The organism is Caballeronia sp. DA-9 (assembly GCF_051615025.1).
GTDB classification, from domain to species: Bacteria; Pseudomonadota; Gammaproteobacteria; order Burkholderiales; family Burkholderiaceae; genus Caballeronia; species Caballeronia sordidicola.
In genome coordinates this window covers 1856376-1876243 of sequence record NZ_CP195132.1, presented here as the reverse complement: position 1 = coordinate 1876243, position 19868 = coordinate 1856376, and the positions used below count along the sequence as shown (strand labels likewise).

Annotated in this window: 15 protein-coding genes and 1 pseudogene; 4 read left to right on the top strand and 12 right to left on the bottom strand. The window is 57.3% G+C overall.

Features of this window, described 5'->3' with window-relative positions; translation table 11 throughout:
* Positions 1–75 precede the first annotated feature (75 nt).
* Both ACRWA7_RS14820 and ACRWA7_RS14815 read right to left on the bottom strand, forming a co-directional pair.
* On the bottom strand, positions 76–975 hold the full coding sequence (locus tag ACRWA7_RS14820) for a dihydrodipicolinate synthase family protein (RefSeq protein WP_060818189.1): 900 nt from the start codon (positions 973–975) through the stop codon (positions 76–78).
* Positions 976–1051: 76 nt separating this feature from the next.
* Positions 1052–2326, bottom strand: a complete 1275-nt coding sequence (locus ACRWA7_RS14815) for an NAD(P)/FAD-dependent oxidoreductase (RefSeq protein ID WP_438391633.1) — start codon at positions 2324–2326, stop codon at positions 1052–1054.
* A gap of 428 nt (positions 2327–2754) precedes the next feature.
* Between ACRWA7_RS14815 and ACRWA7_RS14810 the strand changes: the two genes are divergently transcribed.
* The 3 genes from ACRWA7_RS14810 (at position 2755) to ACRWA7_RS14800 (ending at position 6502) form a co-directional block, all read left to right on the top strand.
* Complete coding sequence (locus ACRWA7_RS14810) at positions 2755–4077, top strand: MFS transporter (protein ID WP_244163987.1); 1323 nt, start codon at positions 2755–2757, stop codon at positions 4075–4077.
* 69 nt (positions 4078–4146) lie between these two features.
* Positions 4147–5385 (top strand): amidohydrolase family protein, encoded by a 1239-nt coding sequence (locus ACRWA7_RS14805; protein ID WP_438391632.1) that lies wholly within the window; start codon positions 4147–4149, stop codon positions 5383–5385.
* A gap of 85 nt (positions 5386–5470) precedes the next feature.
* Complete coding sequence (locus ACRWA7_RS14800; protein ID WP_438391631.1) at positions 5471–6502, top strand: proline racemase family protein; 1032 nt, start codon at positions 5471–5473, stop codon at positions 6500–6502.
* A gap of 127 nt (positions 6503–6629) precedes the next feature.
* On the opposite strand, the gene ACRWA7_RS14795 is transcribed toward ACRWA7_RS14800, so the two are convergent.
* The 4 genes from ACRWA7_RS14795 to ACRWA7_RS14780 all read right to left on the bottom strand — a co-directional run bounded on the left by ACRWA7_RS14795 (position 6630) and on the right by ACRWA7_RS14780 (position 10821).
* Positions 6630–7433, bottom strand: coding sequence for a pyrroline-5-carboxylate reductase (locus ACRWA7_RS14795; RefSeq protein WP_060818185.1), 804 nt, complete (start codon positions 7431–7433; stop codon positions 6630–6632).
* A gap of 110 nt (positions 7434–7543) precedes the next feature.
* The gene (locus ACRWA7_RS14790; protein WP_438391630.1) at positions 7544–8083 is read right to left on the bottom strand and encodes a GAF domain-containing protein; all 540 of its coding nucleotides are present in this window, start codon (positions 8081–8083) and stop codon (positions 7544–7546) included.
* Between the two features lie 2 nt (positions 8084–8085).
* Positions 8086–9498 carry an MFS transporter gene (locus tag ACRWA7_RS14785; protein ID WP_060818183.1) on the bottom strand — a complete coding sequence of 471 codons (1413 nt, stop codon included), beginning with the start codon at positions 9496–9498 and terminating at the stop codon, positions 8086–8088.
* Between the two features lie 183 nt (positions 9499–9681).
* Complete coding sequence (locus tag ACRWA7_RS14780) at positions 9682–10821, bottom strand: porin (RefSeq protein ID WP_438391629.1); 1140 nt, start codon at positions 10819–10821, stop codon at positions 9682–9684.
* 274 nt (positions 10822–11095) lie between these two features.
* Between ACRWA7_RS14780 and ACRWA7_RS14775 the strand changes: the two genes are divergently transcribed.
* A complete protein-coding gene (locus ACRWA7_RS14775) occupies positions 11096–12112 on the top strand; it encodes an Ldh family oxidoreductase (RefSeq protein ID WP_438391628.1) in 1017 nt (338 codons plus the stop codon).
* Between the two features lie 187 nt (positions 12113–12299).
* Here the strand turns inward: ACRWA7_RS14775 and hutG are convergent.
* The 6 genes and pseudogenes from hutG to ACRWA7_RS14745 form a co-directional block, all read right to left on the bottom strand.
* Positions 12300–13123, bottom strand: a pseudogene (gene hutG / locus ACRWA7_RS14770) (N-formylglutamate deformylase).
* Positions 13124–13354: 231 nt separating this feature from the next.
* Positions 13355–14887: a histidine ammonia-lyase gene (gene hutH, locus ACRWA7_RS14765; protein ID WP_438392806.1), complete on the bottom strand. Its 1533-nt coding sequence runs from the start codon at positions 14885–14887 to the stop codon at positions 13355–13357.
* A 74-nt stretch (positions 14888–14961) separates the two neighbouring features.
* Positions 14962–15750 carry an ABC transporter ATP-binding protein gene (locus ACRWA7_RS14760; RefSeq protein ID WP_060818180.1) on the bottom strand — a complete coding sequence of 263 codons (789 nt, stop codon included), beginning with the start codon at positions 15748–15750 and terminating at the stop codon, positions 14962–14964.
* Positions 15751–15933: 183 nt separating this feature from the next.
* Positions 15934–16905 (bottom strand): hypothetical protein, encoded by a 972-nt coding sequence (locus ACRWA7_RS14755; RefSeq protein WP_438391627.1) that lies wholly within the window; start codon positions 16903–16905, stop codon positions 15934–15936.
* A gap of 158 nt (positions 16906–17063) precedes the next feature.
* On the bottom strand, positions 17064–17852 hold the full coding sequence (locus tag ACRWA7_RS14750; RefSeq protein WP_438391626.1) for an amino acid ABC transporter permease: 789 nt from the start codon (positions 17850–17852) through the stop codon (positions 17064–17066).
* A 51-nt stretch (positions 17853–17903) separates the two neighbouring features.
* A complete protein-coding gene (locus ACRWA7_RS14745) occupies positions 17904–19862 on the bottom strand; it encodes a hydantoinase B/oxoprolinase family protein (protein ID WP_438391625.1) in 1959 nt (652 codons plus the stop codon).
* Positions 19863–19868: the final 6 nt, after the last annotated feature.

The following is a 19868-nucleotide window of genomic DNA, read 5'->3' as shown; positions in this document are numbered from 1 at the left end:
GTACGCCCCTCGCCTGTCCAATCTGTCTCTATCGCCAACTCCCGATCGCTTCCATTTCGCTTGTCGGAAAAATGCCTAAGATAACGCTTTCAGGTCCTTCATGGTCTTTTCCACAATGGCGATCACTTTCTGGCGCTCATCGCCTTCGAGCTTGAGGCGCGGCGCCTTGACGTTCTCCGAATATCCGGAAGTCATGTTTTCAGCAAGCTTGATGTACTGAACCAGCTTGACGTGCACATCGAGATGGAACAATGGTGTCAGCACGCGGTACAGCTTGCGGGCTTTTTCAAATTCGCCTTTCACCGCCAGATCCAATAACTCCACGGATTCCTTCGGCACCGCGTTGGCCATGCCCGACACCCAGCCCGTCACGCCAAGCGCAACCGACTCCAGTACCAGATCGTCAACCCCGCAGAACACAACAAAGCGGTCGCCGAACTGGTTGTAGATATCGGTCACGCGCGTTGTGTCGTAGGTTTCTTCCTTCACAGCGACAATATTGGCTTCGTCCTTCAACTGCTCCAGCAGATCCGGGCGCATGTCGACGCCGTAGCCGCGCGGGTTGTTGTAGATCATGATGCCAAGATGGGTCGAGCGCGCCACCGAACGATAGAACTCGACTGTTTCGCGATCATCGGACTTGTAGGTGAGGCCGGGGAAGACCATCAGGCCCTGTACGCCGATTGCTTCGGCATCCTTCGCAAACTGCGTCGCGCTGGCGGTATTCGTTTCAGCGAGACCCGATACGACCGGAACCCGGCCGTTCACGGTTTCAACCGCAATCTTGAGGACGGTACGCTTTTCTTCCGGCGTGAGCTGGGCGTTTTCGCCAACCATGCCCATCATCACCACGCCGCCTACGCCATTGTCGATAAGGCGGTTCAGACCGGCCTTGATGGCTTCCTGGTCAAGCGATCCATCATCCTTCAGCTTCGTCGTCACTGCGGGGAAAACACCCTTCCAATCAACTTTCATGTCAAACCTCCGGGAATGAATATAAAAACATCTAGCGGACTGCGCGGCGGTAAACACTGTCGCCGGCACGCCGCGCTTATTTGCGGAATCGCTCGATGGAATACGCGCCGAGCGGCGTGCCGGGCGTCCTGTTGACCAGCAGATCCGCTACCAACGCGCCAGTCGTTGCGGACTGTGTAAGACCAAGATGCCCATGACCAAATGCATAGATCACCGCAGCCGCGGAGGGCGATTTGCCAATGACCGGGAGCGAGTCTGGCGTTGCGGGCCGATGTCCCATCCACTGAACCGCGCCGTGGTCCTGGATCCCGGGCAGGAACCGTTTTCCCAATTCAAGCAGCGCCTCGCTACGCTTGTAATTGGGCTGCGCCTTCAATCCGGCGAATTCCGCGGCGCCGCCAATCCGGATGCCGATATCAAGCGGTGTTGCCACGAACTTGCGTTCGGCAAAGATCACTTCCCGTGACAAGCCGACGCCCGGCTGCGGCAAAGTCGTGTTGTATCCGCGTTCGCTTTCGAGCAGCACCGTGTCGCCGATGGACTCCGCGAGCGACGCCGACCATGCTCCGGCCGCGACCACAATCTGCCGCGCGGCGATTGTCGCGCCCGTATTGAGCACTGCCGATGGGGTGTCGCGATCGTTCGCGTCCAGTCCGGCCACCACGCCTTGAACCAGTCGGGCTCCCAGCGCTTTGACCCGTGTCCTGATCTGCGAGACCAGTTGCCTCGGATCTCCAATATGCGACCAGTCTGCGAGGAACACACCGTGCTTGAATACGGGTGCGAGCGCAGGCTCGAGTTCTTGAACTTCCCGCTGATTTAACGCGCGCCAGCGCACGCCGAGTTCCTGCTTGAGCTTCCACTCGGTCGCATCCGCCCGGAACGCTTTGTCGGTTTCATACAAGGTTATCGCGCCACGACGGTAAAACGTGCTCATTGCGCCAACGTCCTCGAATAGCGGAATCAGATCGTCGTAGACGCGATTGTTGAGTGCCGCAAGCGCCAGCGAAATCTGCCTGAATCTATCGAGATTGCTTGCGCGCCTGAATTCGATGAACCACGGAAGAGCACTGGGTACATGCCTCCAATCAAGGGACAACGGCCCCAACGGATCCAGCATCCATTTCGTCGCCTTCAAGAAAAGCCCGGGCACCGAAATGGGCGTGCTTTCACTTGTCGCTATGCCCCCGGCATTGCCGTGCGAGGCGCGGTCTCCGTCGAAATCGCGATCGACGATCGTAACGGTCAGCCCTTCCCTCAGCGCAGACCACGCGCAAGCCAGTCCGACAACGCCCGCACCTACCACGAGGACGTCAGGCGTGCTTGCATTACAGGTAGTCTGGTTTGTCATTGCTTGATCGATTAGTAGCAGCCGCTCGGAATCAGGAGTGTCGTGAACGCTCACGCAGGCGCGGCGCGGTCATCACGCCTTCGACATCACCGCATTGTTCGCACAGAACGCAGGCGTGATCCGATAAGAACATGCCGTACTTCGAACAAACATATTGTATCCAATATCCGCTCATAAAATTATCATGGCGTTCTCGGCGATACGTGTCAAGTGTTTTAAGAGCGCTTGCAGAAGCGTGTTCTTTAATCTCGCACCACTTTTAGCCGTGCTTCGCCGACTCGCCGATGGCGTGCGCCCCCGAGACTATCGCAATCGAGCGCAGCCGCCGCGATATTTCGTACAAGCGAGCATTGACTATTTTTTATGCACTCAATATTCTGGATCCAATTCTTGATACATGAAATGTTCGAACCAATACGGGAGGTCTCATGAGCATGGGAAACGAAATAGGCGCGCAAGGGTTGTCATCGGCGCCGAATGCTTACGCCGGTGCCAGAACCAGAGCGCAGTCAATGCGCGCCGTGCGGGCCGCCATTGTTGGCAACGTTCTCGAGTGGTTCGACTTTGCGACGTATGCTTTTCTCGCTACGTCGATTTCCAAGAGCATGTTTCCGGCGGGCGATGATTTCGTCGCCATGCTCGGCACCTTCGGCGCGTACGGACTTGGCTTCGCTTCCCGGCCACTCGGCGCGATCGTCTTTGGCTGGCTGGGCGATCGCAAAGGCCGCAAGTGGACGCTCTCGTTCGTCATGCCCTTGATGGCGCTTGGAACCCTCCTGATGGCGCTGATTCCGTCGTACGCGTCAATTGGCATTCTCGCGCCCATTCTCCTCGTGCTCGCGAGACTCCTTCAGGGATTCTCGGTCGGCGGAGAACTGGGTAACGCGATTGCCTTTCTGGTCGAATGGGCGCCCAAGGGCAAGCGCGGTCTGTACGGCAGCTTCCAGCAGTGCAGCACGATTGGCGGCAGCCTGCTTGGCTCCGGCGCGGCAGCCTTGATGTCGACGTGGATATCGCCGCAAGGCATGGTGGACTGGGGTTGGCGTGTCCCGTTCATCGCGGGCGCACTGATTATTGGGCCGATCGGCTGGTATATCCGCCGCAAGAGTGAGGAGTCACCGCTTTTCGAGGCGGCGCATGACGCTGCCGTCGAACCCGACACGCGTTCGCCGCTGCCCATGGCGCTTCAGGCATGCGGCCTGGTGATGGTGTGGACCGTATCGCTTTATGTGATTCTCAATTACCTGCCGAGTTTCGTGCAGAAGTACGTGGGACTCAGTGCTTCCGCATCGCTTTGGTGGAACACCGGCGGATTGCTTCTGATGACGCTCGCCATTCCTTTCTGGGGTGCGCTGTCGGACAAGGTGGGGCGCAAGCCGCTGTTGCTGCTCGGCTGTCTCGCGTTCATTGTCTTGCCCTACCCGCTCTTTGCCTGGATGCTGGCGACCAAATCCGCGCTGCTCGTTGCGGTCATCCAGTTGGGAAGCGGCATTCTCATCGGCATATTTTCGGGTGTGGCACCGGCCGCGCTGTCCGAGATCTTCCCGACGAAGATGCGCACGACCTGGATGTCGATAGGCTATGGCATTGCTAACGCTATCTTTGGCGGATTCGCCCCGTTCATTGCGATCTGGCTCATCAAGGCAACCGGCTCTCCCCTTTCGCCGGCGTTCTACGTGATCGTGGCTGCCGTCATGTCGACGATAACAGTACTGACCTTGAAGGAAACCGCTCACAAACCTCTGCTTTAACTATAGGACCCCGGTCGCGGATCAGATCAGCAGCAAGCTTTGGATCACGGGTTCATCAAGGAAAAAGCAATGACAATTACCGTGCTCAGGAATGCAAGACTGTTCGACGGCCTGTCACGGGACATCCGTGCGGGCATGGGCGTGATCGTCGAGGACGCATTCATTCGCGAAGTGTTCGAAGGCGAGCCATCTGTCCAGGGCGACATCGCCATCGATTGCGGCGCGAGGACGCTGATGCCCGGACTCATCGACGCCCATGTCCATATTCTGGCAACGGACGTGGATCTCGCAAGCCTCGACAAGATTCAAAAATCGCTGCTTTACGCGCAGAGCCGCCACGTCCTCGAAGGCATGCTGGCAAGAGGGTTCACAACCATCCGGGACGCCGGCGGTGCCGATGCGGGATTTGCCGCCGCCATCGAGCAGGGTTTTATCGACGGTCCGCGAATGTACGTGGCGGGCGCCGCGCTCACACAGACGGGCGGACACGCGGACATGCGCGCCCCGATGAGTTTCGGCTGCGCCTGTCACGGGCTGTCACAGGGCAGCATTCTCGGGCGCATTGCGGACGGCGTACCCGACGTACGGCATGCCGCGCGCGATGAACTGCGCATGGGCGCGACTCATATCAAGGTCATGGCCTCTGGCGGGGCGGCGTCGCCGACCGATCCCATCGAGAACACACAGTATTCACTCGATGAACTGCGCGCTATCGTGGAAGAGGCCGAGGCCTGGAACACCTATGTCATGGGGCACGCGTACACACCACGCGCGATCATCCGCGCGATCGAGTGCGGCATTCGCAGTATCGAGCACGGCAATCTTCTCGACGAAAGCGCAGCCATCCGAATGAGGGAACTGAATGCGTTTCTCGTGCCGACACTCGTTTCCTCCGACACCCTCGTGCGCTTTGGCGCCGAGCTGGGCTCGCCTGCGGAAAGCATGCGCAAGATCCGGCAGGTACGGGACAAGGGTATCGAGGCACTCGACATTGCGCGGCGCTGCAAAACGAAAATCGGTTTCGGCACCGATATCCTCGGCCTGAAACTGCACAACTACCAGGGTGAGGAGTTCATGCTGCGATCGCGTGTAGAGGACCCGGTGGACACGCTGATCTCGGCTACGAGCATCAACGCCGACATGATGATGCAAAAGGGCAGGATCGGCGAGATCACGGCCGGCGCCCGTGCCGATATTCTCGTCGTCAACGGGGACCCCGCGAGCGACGCCACCACGTTCAATCAGCAAGGCGTCAATCTCGATGTCATCATGAAGGACGGACGCTTTTTCAAGAACACCCTGTGCTGAGCTCGCGGCCTCGACGCTGCCATCGGCCAGTGGCTCGGCTGTCAGCCGCGCCTGCATCGCGGCTTCATCGCTCAAGGAAGGCAGCATGAAACTGGAACGGAACGTGACCGTCGTCGGCGCTCATGCGGAAGGCGAGGTAGGACGTGTGATTACGGGTGGTGTCCTGAGCCCTCGCGCCGGCACCATGTTCGAATGCCAGCAGACCCTGATTGCCGAAAAAGACTGGCTTCGCGGCATGCTGCTCTCGGATCCGCGCGGAAGCGTCAACGCTGCCGTCAACCTCATCACGCCACCCATCGACGCCGAAGCCGATTTCGGCATGATCGTGATCGAAGCCGACTATTACCCGGCGATGTCCGGCTCGAACCTGATGTGCACCGTCACCGTCGCGCTCGAAACGGGCATCGTTGCCATGCATGAGCCCGTTACCACGCTGGTCGTCGATACGCCGGCCGGGCTCGTGCGCGTCCAGGCCGAGTGCGCGAACGGCAAGTGCCGCCGGGTCTCGTTTGCCAATGTTCCGTCCTTCGTGATGCATCGCAAAGCCGCTGTCGAAGTGCCTGGCTTCGGCACGCTCACGGTCGATGTGTCCTACGGCGGCATGATCTACGTGATCGTCGACGCAAAAGCCCTCGGCTTCATGCTCGACAGGTCCGAGGCGCGCTCGCTAGTCGAGGCAGGCGAGCAGATCAAGCTCGCCGCGGCCGCGCAATTACCTTCGATACATCCGGAAAACCCCGGCATTCACACCATCAACCAGACGCTTTTTGCAGGCCCGGTCGAACATCGAGGCGATGAAGTCGTCTCTAGGAACGCCGTCGTGGTGTCGCCTGGGCGCCTCGACCGGAGTCCTTGCGGTACGGGAAGTTCGGCACGCATGGCCTTGCTGGGTGCAGCTGGCGAACTCGCCGTCGGCCAGACGTTTCGCCACCAGTCGATCATCGACACCGAGTTTCTTTGCCGCATCGATGCAGAAACGATGGTCGGCCAGACCCCCGCTGTCCTGCCGAACGTCAGTGGCCGCGCCTGGCTCACGGGTATTTCGTATTACGGGGTCGATCCCGAGGATCCTTATCCAGAGGGTTATCGACTCAACGACACCTGGTTTGCAACCTGATTTCCAGGGCAATGACCAGGCACAGGAATCATCAGGCATCCGTAATTCACCGGCGCGCCAATTCACGTCCTCCGGAGACCAAGCCAATGCTTTTGCTCCCGTCGATTCGACAAACCGGGTCGATGATTTACAAGCGCCGATTGGGCTCGCGTGTCGCGACAAGCCGCTGTTCAATGCTGTCATAAGCCGCGTCGATATTCTCGAACAATCCGGCATGCGTCATCAGCGACACGACCTGCTCATTGATGCCCCCGCCAGTCGAATACTGCTGCGATAGTGCGTCGAGCGGAATGTCGCCGAGCAGCGCCGCACTGGCGAGGCCCTTGCATAGCGACATGAGATAAGAACGCGCAACCTCGTAGTCCACACCTCTGCGGCACGCCCAACTACTCTGCGCGTGAGCCGTCGCAAAGAAGAGACCCATGCTTGCGCTCAACGCCAGCATGGTGTCGAACTGGTCTTCCGAGGCGACGCCGAGCGAGCCGCCGATTGAATCGAAGATGTCGCGCACGCGTGCCTCCTTGGGGTAGAGAACCGTTTGACTTGCGGCTTGTGCGACCATTGGCAGCGGCAGCGCCCGCACGATCCGCCCGGGCGCTTTGCGCAACGAATCTCGCACCTTTTCGGTTCCATATCCGGCAATGAGACTCACCGCGTACTGATCAGGGTTGAAACTCAGCGTGCCCAGCACCTCGGACGCTATTTGCGGTCGAACTGCGAGAAACACGATCTCCGCCTGATCGACGACATGCTGATTGTCCCGAGCCACATGAACACCGGGATATCGATCAGCCAGTTCTTTGGAAATGTGCGCATTGCGCGGGGAAAGCCAGACTTCATAGCGTTCCCGCGCCTGCGCAAAAATGCCGGTAACGATGGCGTGCGTAATGTCGCCACTCCCGACGAATCCCAACGTTACTGTTTCGGTCATGCTTGATTACTCCAGCCGAAGATGGAATCGAACAACAGGCTCTCGGCAATCTTATATGCGATCTGGGTATCGGGCCGGTTGTCGGGCTGTGTGCCGGACTGGTAACTCAATTAAACGCTTTCCAGACCGCGCGTGTCCGTACTGTCGAGCTGAAGGATGTCGCGGCACGCTTCCAAAGGCGAGACCGCAAGTTGCGCGAATACATACGCGAGTTCGATACGCGCTTCGTTGTAGTGCCCGGCGCCACTGAGCAGATTAAGCGAGCCAACGACCATTCCTCGCTTGACGACCGGAATGTTCAACACACTCTCGCAGCCTATCGACCACAACACCTCGTAGTCGGAAAATACCGCCTTTATGTCCTCGCGCGTTTCGCCGCGAAATACTTTCCCTTCTTCAAGCACATGCCTGGTCCATCGACTGTCCGTCACGCGCTTTATTCCACCAACGGGGTTGATGTCCAACTGCGTGCTGTACACGCGGCACAGCAGGCGGCTTGAAACGTCATAAGCGAGTACGGTGAACAACTTATGACCGAAGATGTCCTGCAGCTCGCCATCCAGCTTTTTCCAGAACGAATCGGCTGGCTCGTTCCGGTGCAGCGACAACGCTAGCGAACTGAAAATTCCTGTTGGGCGATCGCTGGACATGTTCAGATCCTGGCCTTTGTGTGCGGGAGCCCTGCGGCCGGATCACGGTCGTCTCCGTATTCGTCGGCCGTGATCTGCTCGAGCGTTTTGCCACTTGTCGAGATGCCCAGGAAGATGACTGCAAGGGCTCCGATCAGCAATATGCCGGTCGTCATTCCAAACACCCCGGCAAATCCCCAGATCGGAAAAACATAGCCCACCAGCATTGGCGAACAGATAGCGCCGATCCGGCCGAACGCCGATGCCGTTCCCATTCCGGTGGCCCTGAGATGGGTCGGAAATACCTCTGGGGTGTATGCATACTCGCCAGCGTTCACGCCATTCATGGCGAACGACATGAAGATCGATGCCGCCACAACAGCGGTATCGCCTTGCGCGTATGCCAACCAGATTCCGGCAATGCACGCGAGCGCCATATACGTAACGATGGTTGCCTTCCGGCCGATCTTCTCGCAAAAGAAAGCAGACGAATAGTAGCCCGGAATCTGCGCCAGATAGATCAGGATCGACACCGAAAAGCTTTTCGTGATGGTCATTCCGCGCGCCACGAGCAGGCTTGGAATCCAGACGAAGAAAGCATACGAGCAGAAAGTGACCGCGAGCCACAAACACCACGACATAGCGGTCGTCTTCGCGAGAGGCGGTCTCCACAGGAGTTTCAGGTTACTGAAAAACGAACCTGTTTCCCGCATTTCAAAAACATAGCCAGGGACGGGAACGACCGGGGGAAGCGTGACGCCCGTGCGCTCGATCCGGCGTTCAATATCTGCGACGACGGCCGCGGCTTCGCCGTGTCGGCCACGCATTTCCAGCCAGCGCGGCGACTCGTGCAACGACCGGCGCCACCACAGCAAGACGATCACCGGCAGCGAAACCACCACCAGCGCGTAACGCCATCCTTCAGGGCTCAAGGGGATCACGAAATAGCCGATCAACGCCGCGGCAACGAACCCGAACGAGAAAAACCCGGCGAGTGCACCCGTGAAGGCGCCACGGTAGCGGTTGCTCACGAACTCCACGAGAAACGGGGCGATGATCGCGCCTTCGGCGCCCATGCCGATCCCTGAGATTGCCCGCAATACGGCAAACGTGTGCCAGTCATTGACGAATGCGTTGGCGAACGTCAGCACGCAAAAGAAGGTCAACGCCCACATCATCACAACTTTCCGGCCGACCCTGTCTCCGAGCAAGCCGGCAAAAAGAGCGCCTATGAGGAAGCCCACATAGGTGCTGCTGCCGAGAATTCCTGTTTCAAAACTGGTGAGATGCCACTTGGTACGCACCACCGGAAGGATGAAGGCGATGATGCCGGCATCGACGGCCTCGAACATGAATCCCAGGCCGCCCATGATGAGCAATGTGAAATGAAAGCGGCTGAACGGAAGCCGTTCCAGGCGCGCTGCTATAGGTGACATAAAAACTCCGCGTAAGGGAAATTGCTGCCGCCTGCGCAGCAGCGGACGTCAGGCGTTAGATCAGAGTCCAATGCTTGAATCGCAAACACTCCGCTGAACGGGATTAGCCTCGAAAGCGGATCAGGCGATGAGTACGCTCTTGGCCCGGCGTCGCCGATAGTCGAATCGGAAAACGACCCTGGACTAAAATGCGTGACGAACGCCGACGCGCACGGCGACCTGATTGGCTGTGGTCGATGGCGTGAGGAACGACAACGCCGCGACCGCCCGGTTGCCTGTGGAGTCAATGCCAATGGCGTGCTCCCAAACCGAGATTGCATAGAACAGCGTGCGCTTGGAGATCGAATACTCCGTGCCAAAGTTCACCTGGCCGTACTTCGCCGTCTCGGCTTTCGTATAGTCATAACTCAAGCCCATCAGCCAGGCGGGCGTCAAGTTATAGGTGCCCAGCGCTTCGAAATTGTTGAATGTCGCCGTCCCGGAAAAAGGGGTCGTCGAGGTGCGGACTACGTCATCGAAACGCGTGTTCGTATAAATGAATCCGAGTTGCGCCGATCCGATCTTGTAGTTGACACCCGCGCCCGCGACCTGCAGCGTTTGCGCCGATGTGTACCCGCTGAAGGTGGGATTCGTGATCGGATTCGCAAACGCAGCGCCTGTTACGGGTTCGGCGGTTGCATCGTAGATCGACGTGCCCGGGTTCCTGACGCGCGAAAACACGGCGCTGGCGCTCAGTGCGTTGTATGCGTAACTCAAGCTCACAGATTCCTTGCGCCCGTTGGCAAAGTTTCCTGCTACACCGCCAAGACTCAGCAACGCCGACAGCCTGACGCCGCCATATACCGGCGATAAATATTTGATCGAGTTACTGAGCGAATAATCGCCCCACATGTTGTCCACATCGGCCGCGTGCGTGCCGAGGATGCCGGAGAACTTCAGCGCTCCTGACAGAGGAAGCAGCGAATCAAGCACGAGGTCGTATTGACGACCGAGGAGAACCGACCCGAAAGGGCTGCCGATGCCAACATACGCCTGCCGTCCGAATTCGCGTCCACCGTTGTTGAATTTCCCGGTGTTCACATCGAAACCATTTTCCAGGCGTGCGATCGCGCTGTAGCCGCCTCCAAGGTCCTCGTTGATCAGGAAGCCCCACTTGCTGCTGCCTAAAGCGCCGTTGGACGCCTGATAGTTGTGGTGGCCGCCCTGATTGTTAGTGAAGGTAATTCCATCGTCCACGATACCGTAGAGCGTGACCGAACTTTGCGCGTGGCTGGCGGCGGAAGATGCCATCAGCACAGTCAATCCCAACAGCTTCAACTTCACGACAATCTCCTCGGGATCAGTTAGACAAAAGATGCGCGCCACCTGCAATTGCGTTCAATATCTTGGATCCAATATAAGAGGTCAAGCGTTTTTTACCAAGTGCTTTCTCTCGGGTTTCCGTTGGCAGATCGCACATAGGTGCGTGCCGTGCACTTTCATGCCAGTCTTTAATGCCTTGGCAAACGGCATCAAGGTGTAATATCCTCAATTGAATATCGTATCCAATATTCTTCAAAAACATTCTTTGAGCGCAGGAACGACTAGTGGACCAGCAATGGACGACATCGCATACTTCAGTTTCTCCGAGCTTCTCGATCTGTCGAATCGAGTCCTTCTCGCGAACGGGATGGCGCCCGACCACGCCCGCGCAGTCGCAAAAGTGGTCGCCGCCGGGCAGCGGGACGATTGTCAGTCTCACGGGATCTATCGACTGATCGTGTGCGTGAATACGCTGCGCAACGGCAAGGTGGTTCCAGATGCACGGCCCGAATTGACCGACGTTTCACCGGCGCTCGTACGTGTGAATGCCAACTTTGGTTATTCCCAGCTGGCGTTTGAAATGGGTAGCCGAGTGCTTGTTCAAAAAGCCAGGCAGACCGGGATAGCAGCGCTTGCAATCAACAACTGCTTCCACTTCTCCGCGTTGTGGCCAGAGGTTGAGTTCCTTGCCAGCGAAGGCCTGGCTGCGTTGGCAATGACGCCGAGCCATAGTTGGGTAGCCCCGGCGGGAGGCACGAAACCACTTTTCGGCACCAACCCGGTTGCGTTCGCGTGGCCTCGGACGGGGCGCTTTCCTTATGTGTTCGACTTCGCGACAAGTGCGGTCGCGCGTGGCGATATCGAGCTGCACCGGCGCGCGGGCAAGCAGATTCCTACGGACTGGGCGATAGACGAAAACGGCAAGCCCACTGACGATCCCACCGCAGCCATGCGTGGTGCAATGATGACGTTCGGCGGCCACAAAGGCTCAGGACTATCCGCGATGGTCGAACTGCTGGCCGGGCCGCTCATTGGCGACCTGACCTCGTCGGAATCAATGGCTTTCGATCAAGGCGCTGGCGCGACTCCCTGCCATGGCGAGTTGATTCTCGCCTTCAGTCCGCCGATGTTTTCCAGTGGTGACAGCGCCAACGACCTGGAAAGAGCAGAAGCTCTTTTTGCCGGCATTGTTGACCAGGGCGCGCGGTTACCTTCACAACGACGATTCGACTCGCGGCTTCGAAGCGAGACCAACGGCATAGCTGTACCTCGTCAACTTCTGAAAGATGTGTTGGCGCTCATTCCGGAATAAGCGCTCCGAGACAGATGTTCGAACGTTCTTTATTGGACTACGGTAGCCGAATCGACGACTATCTGACTTCGGGACGATCAGTTTGGCGGAGTTCACACGCCAGCGCCGCCACCATGGTCTTGCAGCGTTGTCCTACAGTGGTTAGAAAACACAGTTGCTAAAGAAAGCAGTCCGTCGCATGACGATCCTACTTACTCCACTCTTCACCCGTGACAAAATCCAGTGCCGCCCTTATAAGGTTCTGTAGAAGCGGCTGGATCATTTCCGCACAATCATCGTCGTACCGATACGGCATCTGCTCTTCCATGTAATTGCGTTGTGAAAGCTCAAGTTGCACAGCATGGACGTTCTGTTCCGGTCGCCCGTATTGGCGTGTGATGTAGCCCCCGGTAAAGCGACCATTTGCAACGGCGGAATATCTGCCATCCAGGTGGACGATCCGGGCGAGGTTTTCTGCGAGTCCGGGCGCTGCACTGCTCCCACCGCCGGTGCCCCAGTTGAAGTCAGGAAGAACGCCATTGAAAAGGCGCGGCACCCGGGAGCGTATCGAATGGGCATCCCAAAGCAATGCGCCCCCATGCACTTCTCTTAGACGCGCCAACTCTTGCATCAGCGCCTCGTGATAAGGCTTCCAATATTTCTCGCGTCTCCGGGCGACCTCCTCTTGGGACGTGCACGTCCGTCGGGATAAAGAGGTTTTTCATCAAACGTATCGACCGGGACCAAACCCGTCGTCTTTTGCCCCGGATATAAGTTTTGTCCGTCGGGCGGCCTATTAAGATCGATCACATAGCGCGAGCAGGTTGGTGTGATCACCGACGCACCCAGTTCTTTGACAAAGGCATACAGCCTGTCCAAGTGCCAATCGCAATCGTCGTTATTAGCGGCGACCGCGGACATGCTTGCTGATATTTCGGAAGGAATCTCCCTTCCAAGATGAGGAATCGACACCAGCATGGGAAGGGTCCCGCGCTCAAGCGCAAAAACCGGCAGTGAAATATCGTCAGTCAAGATTGCTCTCCGAAAGCGGATTTCGCTGAATGCTTGGAAACTTCTGAAGATTCGCTCGCCAGAGCACTTAAGCGTCGCAAAGTCCGCGTGCGTACAAAAACACCTGGTTCTAAAGGCAGCATCGGCCATGCATGTTCTGCAAACATTCTTCGCTGCAGGGGAATCCAACGGTGCGCGCGGGATCCAAGCCCGGGGCAAGAATCCGGGCATTGCTCATGACGTCGCTTCTGCTCAGATCAAGTCGCCTTCCGAGGGGAAAGACAAGGGGGAAAATCTGGCGACTGCCCCAAGGCGGACCTGGTCGGCGATTGCAGCAATGTCCGGTGCAAAATACCGATCTGCGTCGTAGTACGGGACGTCCTGACGAATGACCCGCACAACCTGTTGCAAGCATTCGCTCGTGACACGAGGAGAGCGCATTTCAATGCCCTGGGCAGCCGCGAGCAGTTCAATGCCAAGAATGTTCGTCACGTTTTCCGCAATGTCACCAAGCTTGCGCGCAGCAAAAGTCGCCATGGACACATGATCTTCCTGGTTCGCCGAAGTGGGCAGCGAGTCGACAGAAGCTGGATGAGCAAGGGTCTTGTTTTCTGATGCGAGTGCAGCAGCGGTTACGTGAGCGATCATGAAGCCCGAGTTGAGCCCCCCATCCTTGACAAGAAATGCCGGAAGGCCTGACATGGTCGCGTCGACCAACAAAGCAATCCGGCGCTCGGAAAGTGCACCTATTTCCGCTGCAGCTATTGCCAGATTGTCAGCCGCAAAGGCAACCGGTTCCGCATGAAAATTTCCGCCCGAGATTACTTCACCCGTTTCCGGAAAGATCAGCGGATTGTCAGAAACTGCGTTCGCTTCAATCAGCAGAACACGGGTCGCATGGCGGATCTGGTCAAGACACGCCCCCATCACTTGGGGTTGGCAACGCAGGCAATATGGGTCCTGTACTTTGTTGCAGTCAAGGTGTGACACGTTGATATCTGAATTGTCCAACAAGCTGAGGTACGCGGCAGCGGCATCTATTTGTCCCTGGTGACCGCGCAGTAAGTGGATGCGCGAATCAAAGGGCTTGATGGATCCCATGGCTGCATCGACTGACATCGCGCCTGCAACCAATGCAGTGCGAAACAGGTCCTCAATAGCGAACAGGTTAAATAACGCTAACGCCGTCGACGCTTGCGTACCGTTCAGCAGTGCCAAGCCTTCTTTTGCCTGGAGAGATATTGGCGACAATCCACAGCGCTGAAGCCCTTCGCGCGCACTGATGCGCTCGCCTTGGGCGAAAACGTCGCCTACGCCAAGCAAGGTCGCGGACATATGGGCCAGAGGAGAGAGATCGCCCGATGCTCCTACTGAACCTTTGACCGGTACTAGAGGCAGCACGTCCGCATTAAACAGCGTGATCAGCGCCTGCATGACCTCTCGCCGAATACCGGAGTTGCCACGCCCGAGGCTGGATAATTTGAGCGCGATCATCAAGCGGACAATGGGAGCCGGCATCGGCTCACCCACGCCAACGGAGTGCGACAAAACAAGGTTCTTCTGCAACAGCTCAAGACTGTCGCGCGGAATATGAGTGCTTGCCAGCAAACCGAAGCCGGTGTTTATTCCGTATGCGGGCTTGCCTTTCGCGACGATATCTTCCACGGTTTTAGCGCTTGCATCGATTGCAGCGAAGCTGGACGGATCCAACTCCAGCAACACATTGGAACGTGCAATTTGGCGCAACTGAGCAAGCGTCACTTTACCGGGCGTGAGAATCATGATGAAGTCCTGTTCGTTGTTTGATGCGATGGATCGCGTAGATGATCCAAGGGAAAACATGGTGCGAATCGCACGCTTTACTTTGCGGCGGGGCCACGCCCCGCCATAAATTGTCTTAATTGCCGGGAACGATCGCAGCTAAAGACCTCTTCGGGCGTTCCGCTAACATCGACCAGGCCCTGGCTAAGAAAAATCACGCGGTTGGATACTTCACGCGCAAAGCCAAGTTCGTGGGTGACGACCAGCATCGTTCTTCCTTCTTCAGCTAGCGTACGCATGACTCGAAGTACTTCTCCAACCAGTTCCGGATCCAGCGCCGAAGTCGGCTCATCGAACAACATGACTTCGGGGCGCATCGCAAGAGCCCTCGCAATAGCCACTCGCTGTTGCTGTCCCCCGGAAAGCTGGCTCGGATAATGTCCACTCTTGTTGCTTAAACCCACTTTGGCCAGGAGCACTTTGGCTTCGTGAATGGCTTCGTCTTTAGGCCGCTTCTTAACGCGCGTGGGGCCTTCGATAATGTTTTGCAACACGGTCATGTGAGACCACAGATTGAAGCTCTGAAAGACCATTGCCAGATTGGTTCTGATCCGGTGGACTTGTTGCCGGTCGCTGCGCCGCAGGGTGCCGCTCCTGTGCCGGGTAACATCCAGATGTTCGCCGGACACTGCAACAGATCCCTCGTCCGGCGTCTCCAGCAAATTCAAACAGCGAAGAAAAGTGCTTTTTCCGGAGCCGCTGGCGCCCAGAATCGAAATCACTTCACCTTGCTTCGCGTCGAGCGAGACGCCCTTGAGGACATGATTGTCGCCAAACCATTTGTGGATATTCCTGGCCGACAGCGCGGCGACTGCTGCGTCATTCATGATGAGTTCCCACGGCGATGCTTACCTGCCGAATCGAGTATTGCCGGCCCTGGAATCACTCGCCTTCACAAGGTTGAGCTGCCGCCCGTAGCAAGAGCCAAACGACCCGATGAAGCCGAATGTCACTCACGATAGCGGCGCATATTGGTCGACAGGGAAGGCATCCCTCCCCTGATCTGAATGTCACTCAGCAAGCTCGACCGTCATCCAGATAAGTTCTTTCGTCTCGAAGGTCGACTTCCAGACCGCCTTGCCTACTTCTTCCAACTTGGCCGCGTCTGCTTCGTCGATCTCACCAAGCACTGGCTGTGAAAGATCCTCGGTCGTTGGGCCATACTGCACAATGAATTTTTGACCAGTCGATTGCGAGAATCGAATACGTCCGATTGGCGCGTCGCAAATGCGTTCTCGCAGGCGAATTGGCGCTGTACTCACAAACGGCGACCAGGAGTACATCGACTCGCCAGTGACAACGGCGTGGTCCTGAATAGACGTGAAAGGAAGTGCGCCTACAAGGTCCGCACAAAGCTCCGGATTTTCGTTTGAAGCAAGGGTAGCGTTGACCGAGATGTTCAGCGGCTTCCAACTGATACGGATCCGCTGCCCCGTCCTGATGTACGCACGCGTTGCACCCATGTCCGAGACAGGTGCGGGGGCCGAAAGTAGACGCTCTTCCGGGTACTTGAAGTGTTGCCCGAGTCCCCAGGGAAAGTAGTGAAACGACCACGCCTGGAGCCTGTTCGTGTAGTCCGTGAACGCACGCAGTGCGGCGACGACGTCGGCTTTCGAGGGTTCATCCTTCAAGTGGGCGCGTAGTTCCAGGGCCAGTGCGCCCATCTTCGGAAAACCGCTATAACGAAGATAGTTGCTGTAAGACTGGTCGAGGGCATCCACGACCTTGGACAAGGATTTCGTGCTGAGGTCCGGGTCTTCAGCGAGCACGACCAGCGGATACATTGTGTACATTGAGTAATCGCGGAGCATGCCGTGCGCGATATCCCATGTCCCGAAATACTGACCATAGCTGCCCGCCGGAATATCCATTTCGCCAAGACGAAGATCGGCAATTTCTTTAGGTTCGACGGTCATCATGCGAGCAGTTAAAAACTTTACTTCTGCGATAAATTCGCTCAAGTTCCTTTGATGCTTGGACATTCGTTTTTCTCCATTGGTAAATCGGATACTCAGTCGCATTACCCAAAAATTGGTAGTGCGAAATACTTGTAAATACAGACTGCGTTGCTTATCCGACGACAAGGGCGGTGGCTAAACGCGGACCCGTAGCAAAACTGTCGTACTACCTTGAAAGCAACCTAGTGAGCCGTGTCCGGTAGCGTTGCCTTGACGGCCTTGATGGTCCCGCGGCTACCCTGCCGAAGATGCCGGGACATCCGCTTTTCAATGAAGTGCTGAGCAACCGTCCACAAACCCGTCAACGCCAGGTAATACACCGACACGCCAAGGTAGACTTCGAAGGTCATGAATGTCGCAGCCTGCATTTGCTCGGCGACGCGGAACATTTCGGCCACGCCAATGACGCTGAGCAGCGACGTCGTTTTCAGCATGTTGTTGAACTGGTTTCCCAAAGCGGGAATAAGCAAAGGCAGCGTCTGCGGCAGGATGATTCGGCGCATTGTCAAGCCAGGGCTCATTCCATAAGCTTGCGCCGCTTCCCACTGCCCTCGCGGGATGGACGTAATGCTCGCTCGCGTTATTTCGCTCATATACGCGCCCTCGTGCATCCCAAAGGCGATAATGCCCGCGGTCAAAGCACCACTAAAGGCGAGCGGTCCAAAATGCATGACGCTTGGAAAAAGATCAAAGCCGACGAGATAAGGCAGCCCAAAGTAAATCAAGACCAGCTGAACAAGTACAGGAGTGCCACGGAAAAACCATATGTAGACTTGATTAAACCCTCGGGCGATCCTACTGGGTGACATGCTGGCAATGCCTAAGACCAACCCGATAACTGTCCCCAGGCACTGTGAAATAGCTGCGGCCATAACGGTCGCGACAAGTCCTTTCAATAGTGCGGGACTCGGCGAGAACACAAACTTTAGAAAAAAGCCCGGGTCGAAGACAACGCCTATGTGATCCAACATGGTCACCCCTTTCCTTTGATCGCCTGAGTTGTTCGCATCAACGGGCCGACGTCAGTACAGAACATCATCGCCGGCCAGTACAGCCGCTTCTTCATCGATCGCCCGTTGGAGGGTTTCATCAGTTACGGCCTCATCCGCCGCTGTGAGGCGCGTGCGCACGGCATCAACAAGAAGCTGACGATGCGCTTTGGGCTGTAGCAACACCAGTCTTGCGAAGCGCGTCCGTACCGTGTCCGGCCAGATTGCGTCGTACGCTCTGCGCTCAGGTCCCATGTCAAATGGTGCCGGGGCCTGCGTCGAGCGTCTTGATGCTCGTTTGCGTTCGGTGGCCTCCGTGTCGATCGATCCGTCATTCGCAAATACAACGCCATAGTCCTGCGATGCAGCGTCGACGGATAACATGCCCCGCTTCAGGTCACGTGCAATCGCAGCAAGATCGCGGTCGAGCGGATCTCCAAATCCCCCGCCTGCGGGCGTCACTAGCCGAAGCACATCGCCACGTTTGAGCTTGAGAACCGTAACGCGTGCCAGGACTTCCGCGTTTTCCTTGCCCGGATTCAACGTCACTTCGGCCAGGCGCCCGGGATACCCCCCGTCGACGCTCCAGGGTCGGAACGAAAAGCGGTTCATGCCGCGTATCGTCATCGTCGCCTCTGCATCCGTGTTTTCGATTTCCATCAATAGCGCCGCGCCCCCGCGCCAGCGGCCGGCCGAATAACTGTCTTCGACGAGCCGGTTTGCGTGAACAACAAGTACTGTTTCCACTTCAATGACTTCTGTCGGGACGCTCTTGAGGTATCCGGAGCGCGAATCGATTGCATCGGTACCGTCGCTGCCGGCGCGGCCGCCACCGCCGCCGCAAAGCGGGTTGATCACGCTGACCTGGCGCTTACCACTGCGCGGGTCTCGCGCGCTGAGCACGATGACACCCGACATTCCAGGACCGGAAGCGCTCAACCCTCCCTTGACCGCCTTTTGCAGACATCCGAGTAGAACGTCATAAACCCGCGTACTGGCAGCCACTCTTGAGCCGCCGGCGGCTGGGAATTCTGCGTTAATGACTGTGCCTCGCGGAGCATGCAAAGATATGGGGCGTAACAGTCCCGCGTTGCGCGGAGCGTCCGGCTCTACTGTCAGAAGGTAATAAAGAAACGCTTGAATTGTGTAGGGGTGCGTCCCTGCGCCACTAACGAAGTTATATGCAGCCGGAATTTGTGGGTCGGTACCGGCAAAGTCGAACGACACACTGTCCCCTTCCACACACATGGCGCACCGGATATAGGTGTATTGGCCTGGCTCAATGCCTTCCAGGTAGTCACCAAAATCGTAGGTGCCGTCAGGAATCTTCGCAATGACCGAGCGCGCCTTTGCCTCCGAGAAGGCCAACACGTCGAGCATCCCCTGCGCGACCACGTCTCGCCCATATGACACCGACAACTGGCGCAAACGCCGGTCCATGCTTTGAAGCGCGGATATCATGGCCTTCATGTCGCCCCACAAGTCGTCGGGCGTCCGGCTGTTATCAAGAAAGAGCCGACGAACGTCTTCGTTGATTTGACCTTTTTTATAAAGCTTGACCGGCCGGATGCGAATGCCTTCCTGGAACACTTCCGTGAAAGCTGGCGAAATGCTGCCCGGGACGGCCCCGCCAATATCCGAGGCATGAACAAATCCCCATGCAAACGCGAACAATCGGCCATCCACGAATATAGGACGAACCATGGTCACGTCCATCATGTGCGTCACAAGACCGTCTGTTGAGAACGGGTCGTTTGTGAGAAAGCAATCGCCCTCTTCAATCCCTAGTTCGTGTAAAAGCGCGATCGTACGTTTGAGAGGTACACCAATAAACGAGTTCACCCCAGCTTGGCTTGGATAGGCGAACACCTCGCCGTCCGGGGTCGCGATCGCACATTGATAGTCTTGGACCAGCTTGACGAAAGTTGTATGAGCCGTGCGATACATCACCGCTGACGCCTCTTCTACAATCGCGGTGAATCGGTTGTTCATCACTGC

What these genes read in the sequence shown, in the direction of transcription:
- ACRWA7_RS14760 (WP_060818180.1), bottom strand. Translation starts at nt 15,750, where the DNA reads ATGAATGACGCAGCAGTCGCCGCGCTGTCGGCCAGGAATATCCACAAA.
- ACRWA7_RS14755 (WP_438391627.1), bottom strand. Translation starts at nt 16,905, where the DNA reads ATGTCCAAGCATCAAAGGAACTTGAGCGAATTTATCGCAGAAGTAAAG.
- ACRWA7_RS14800 (WP_438391631.1), top strand. Translation starts at nt 5,471, where the DNA reads ATGAAACTGGAACGGAACGTGACCGTCGTCGGCGCTCATGCGGAAGGC.
- ACRWA7_RS14790 (WP_438391630.1), bottom strand. Translation starts at nt 8,083, where the DNA reads ATGTCCAGCGATCGCCCAACAGGAATTTTCAGTTCGCTAGCGTTGTCG.
- ACRWA7_RS14745 (WP_438391625.1), bottom strand. Translation starts at nt 19,862, where the DNA reads ATGAACAACCGATTCACCGCGATTGTAGAAGAGGCGTCAGCGGTGATG.
- ACRWA7_RS14810 (WP_244163987.1), top strand. Translation starts at nt 2,755, where the DNA reads ATGAGCATGGGAAACGAAATAGGCGCGCAAGGGTTGTCATCGGCGCCG.
- ACRWA7_RS14785 (WP_060818183.1), bottom strand. Translation starts at nt 9,498, where the DNA reads ATGTCACCTATAGCAGCGCGCCTGGAACGGCTTCCGTTCAGCCGCTTT.
- ACRWA7_RS14750 (WP_438391626.1), bottom strand. Translation starts at nt 17,852, where the DNA reads ATGTTGGATCACATAGGCGTTGTCTTCGACCCGGGCTTTTTTCTAAAG.
- ACRWA7_RS14815 (WP_438391633.1), bottom strand. Translation starts at nt 2,326, where the DNA reads ATGACAAACCAGACTACCTGTAATGCAAGCACGCCTGACGTCCTCGTG.
- ACRWA7_RS14775 (WP_438391628.1), top strand. Translation starts at nt 11,096, where the DNA reads ATGGACGACATCGCATACTTCAGTTTCTCCGAGCTTCTCGATCTGTCG.
- ACRWA7_RS14820 (WP_060818189.1), bottom strand. Translation starts at nt 975, where the DNA reads ATGAAAGTTGATTGGAAGGGTGTTTTCCCCGCAGTGACGACGAAGCTG.
- ACRWA7_RS14805 (WP_438391632.1), top strand. Translation starts at nt 4,147, where the DNA reads ATGACAATTACCGTGCTCAGGAATGCAAGACTGTTCGACGGCCTGTCA.
- ACRWA7_RS14795 (WP_060818185.1), bottom strand. Translation starts at nt 7,433, where the DNA reads ATGACCGAAACAGTAACGTTGGGATTCGTCGGGAGTGGCGACATTACG.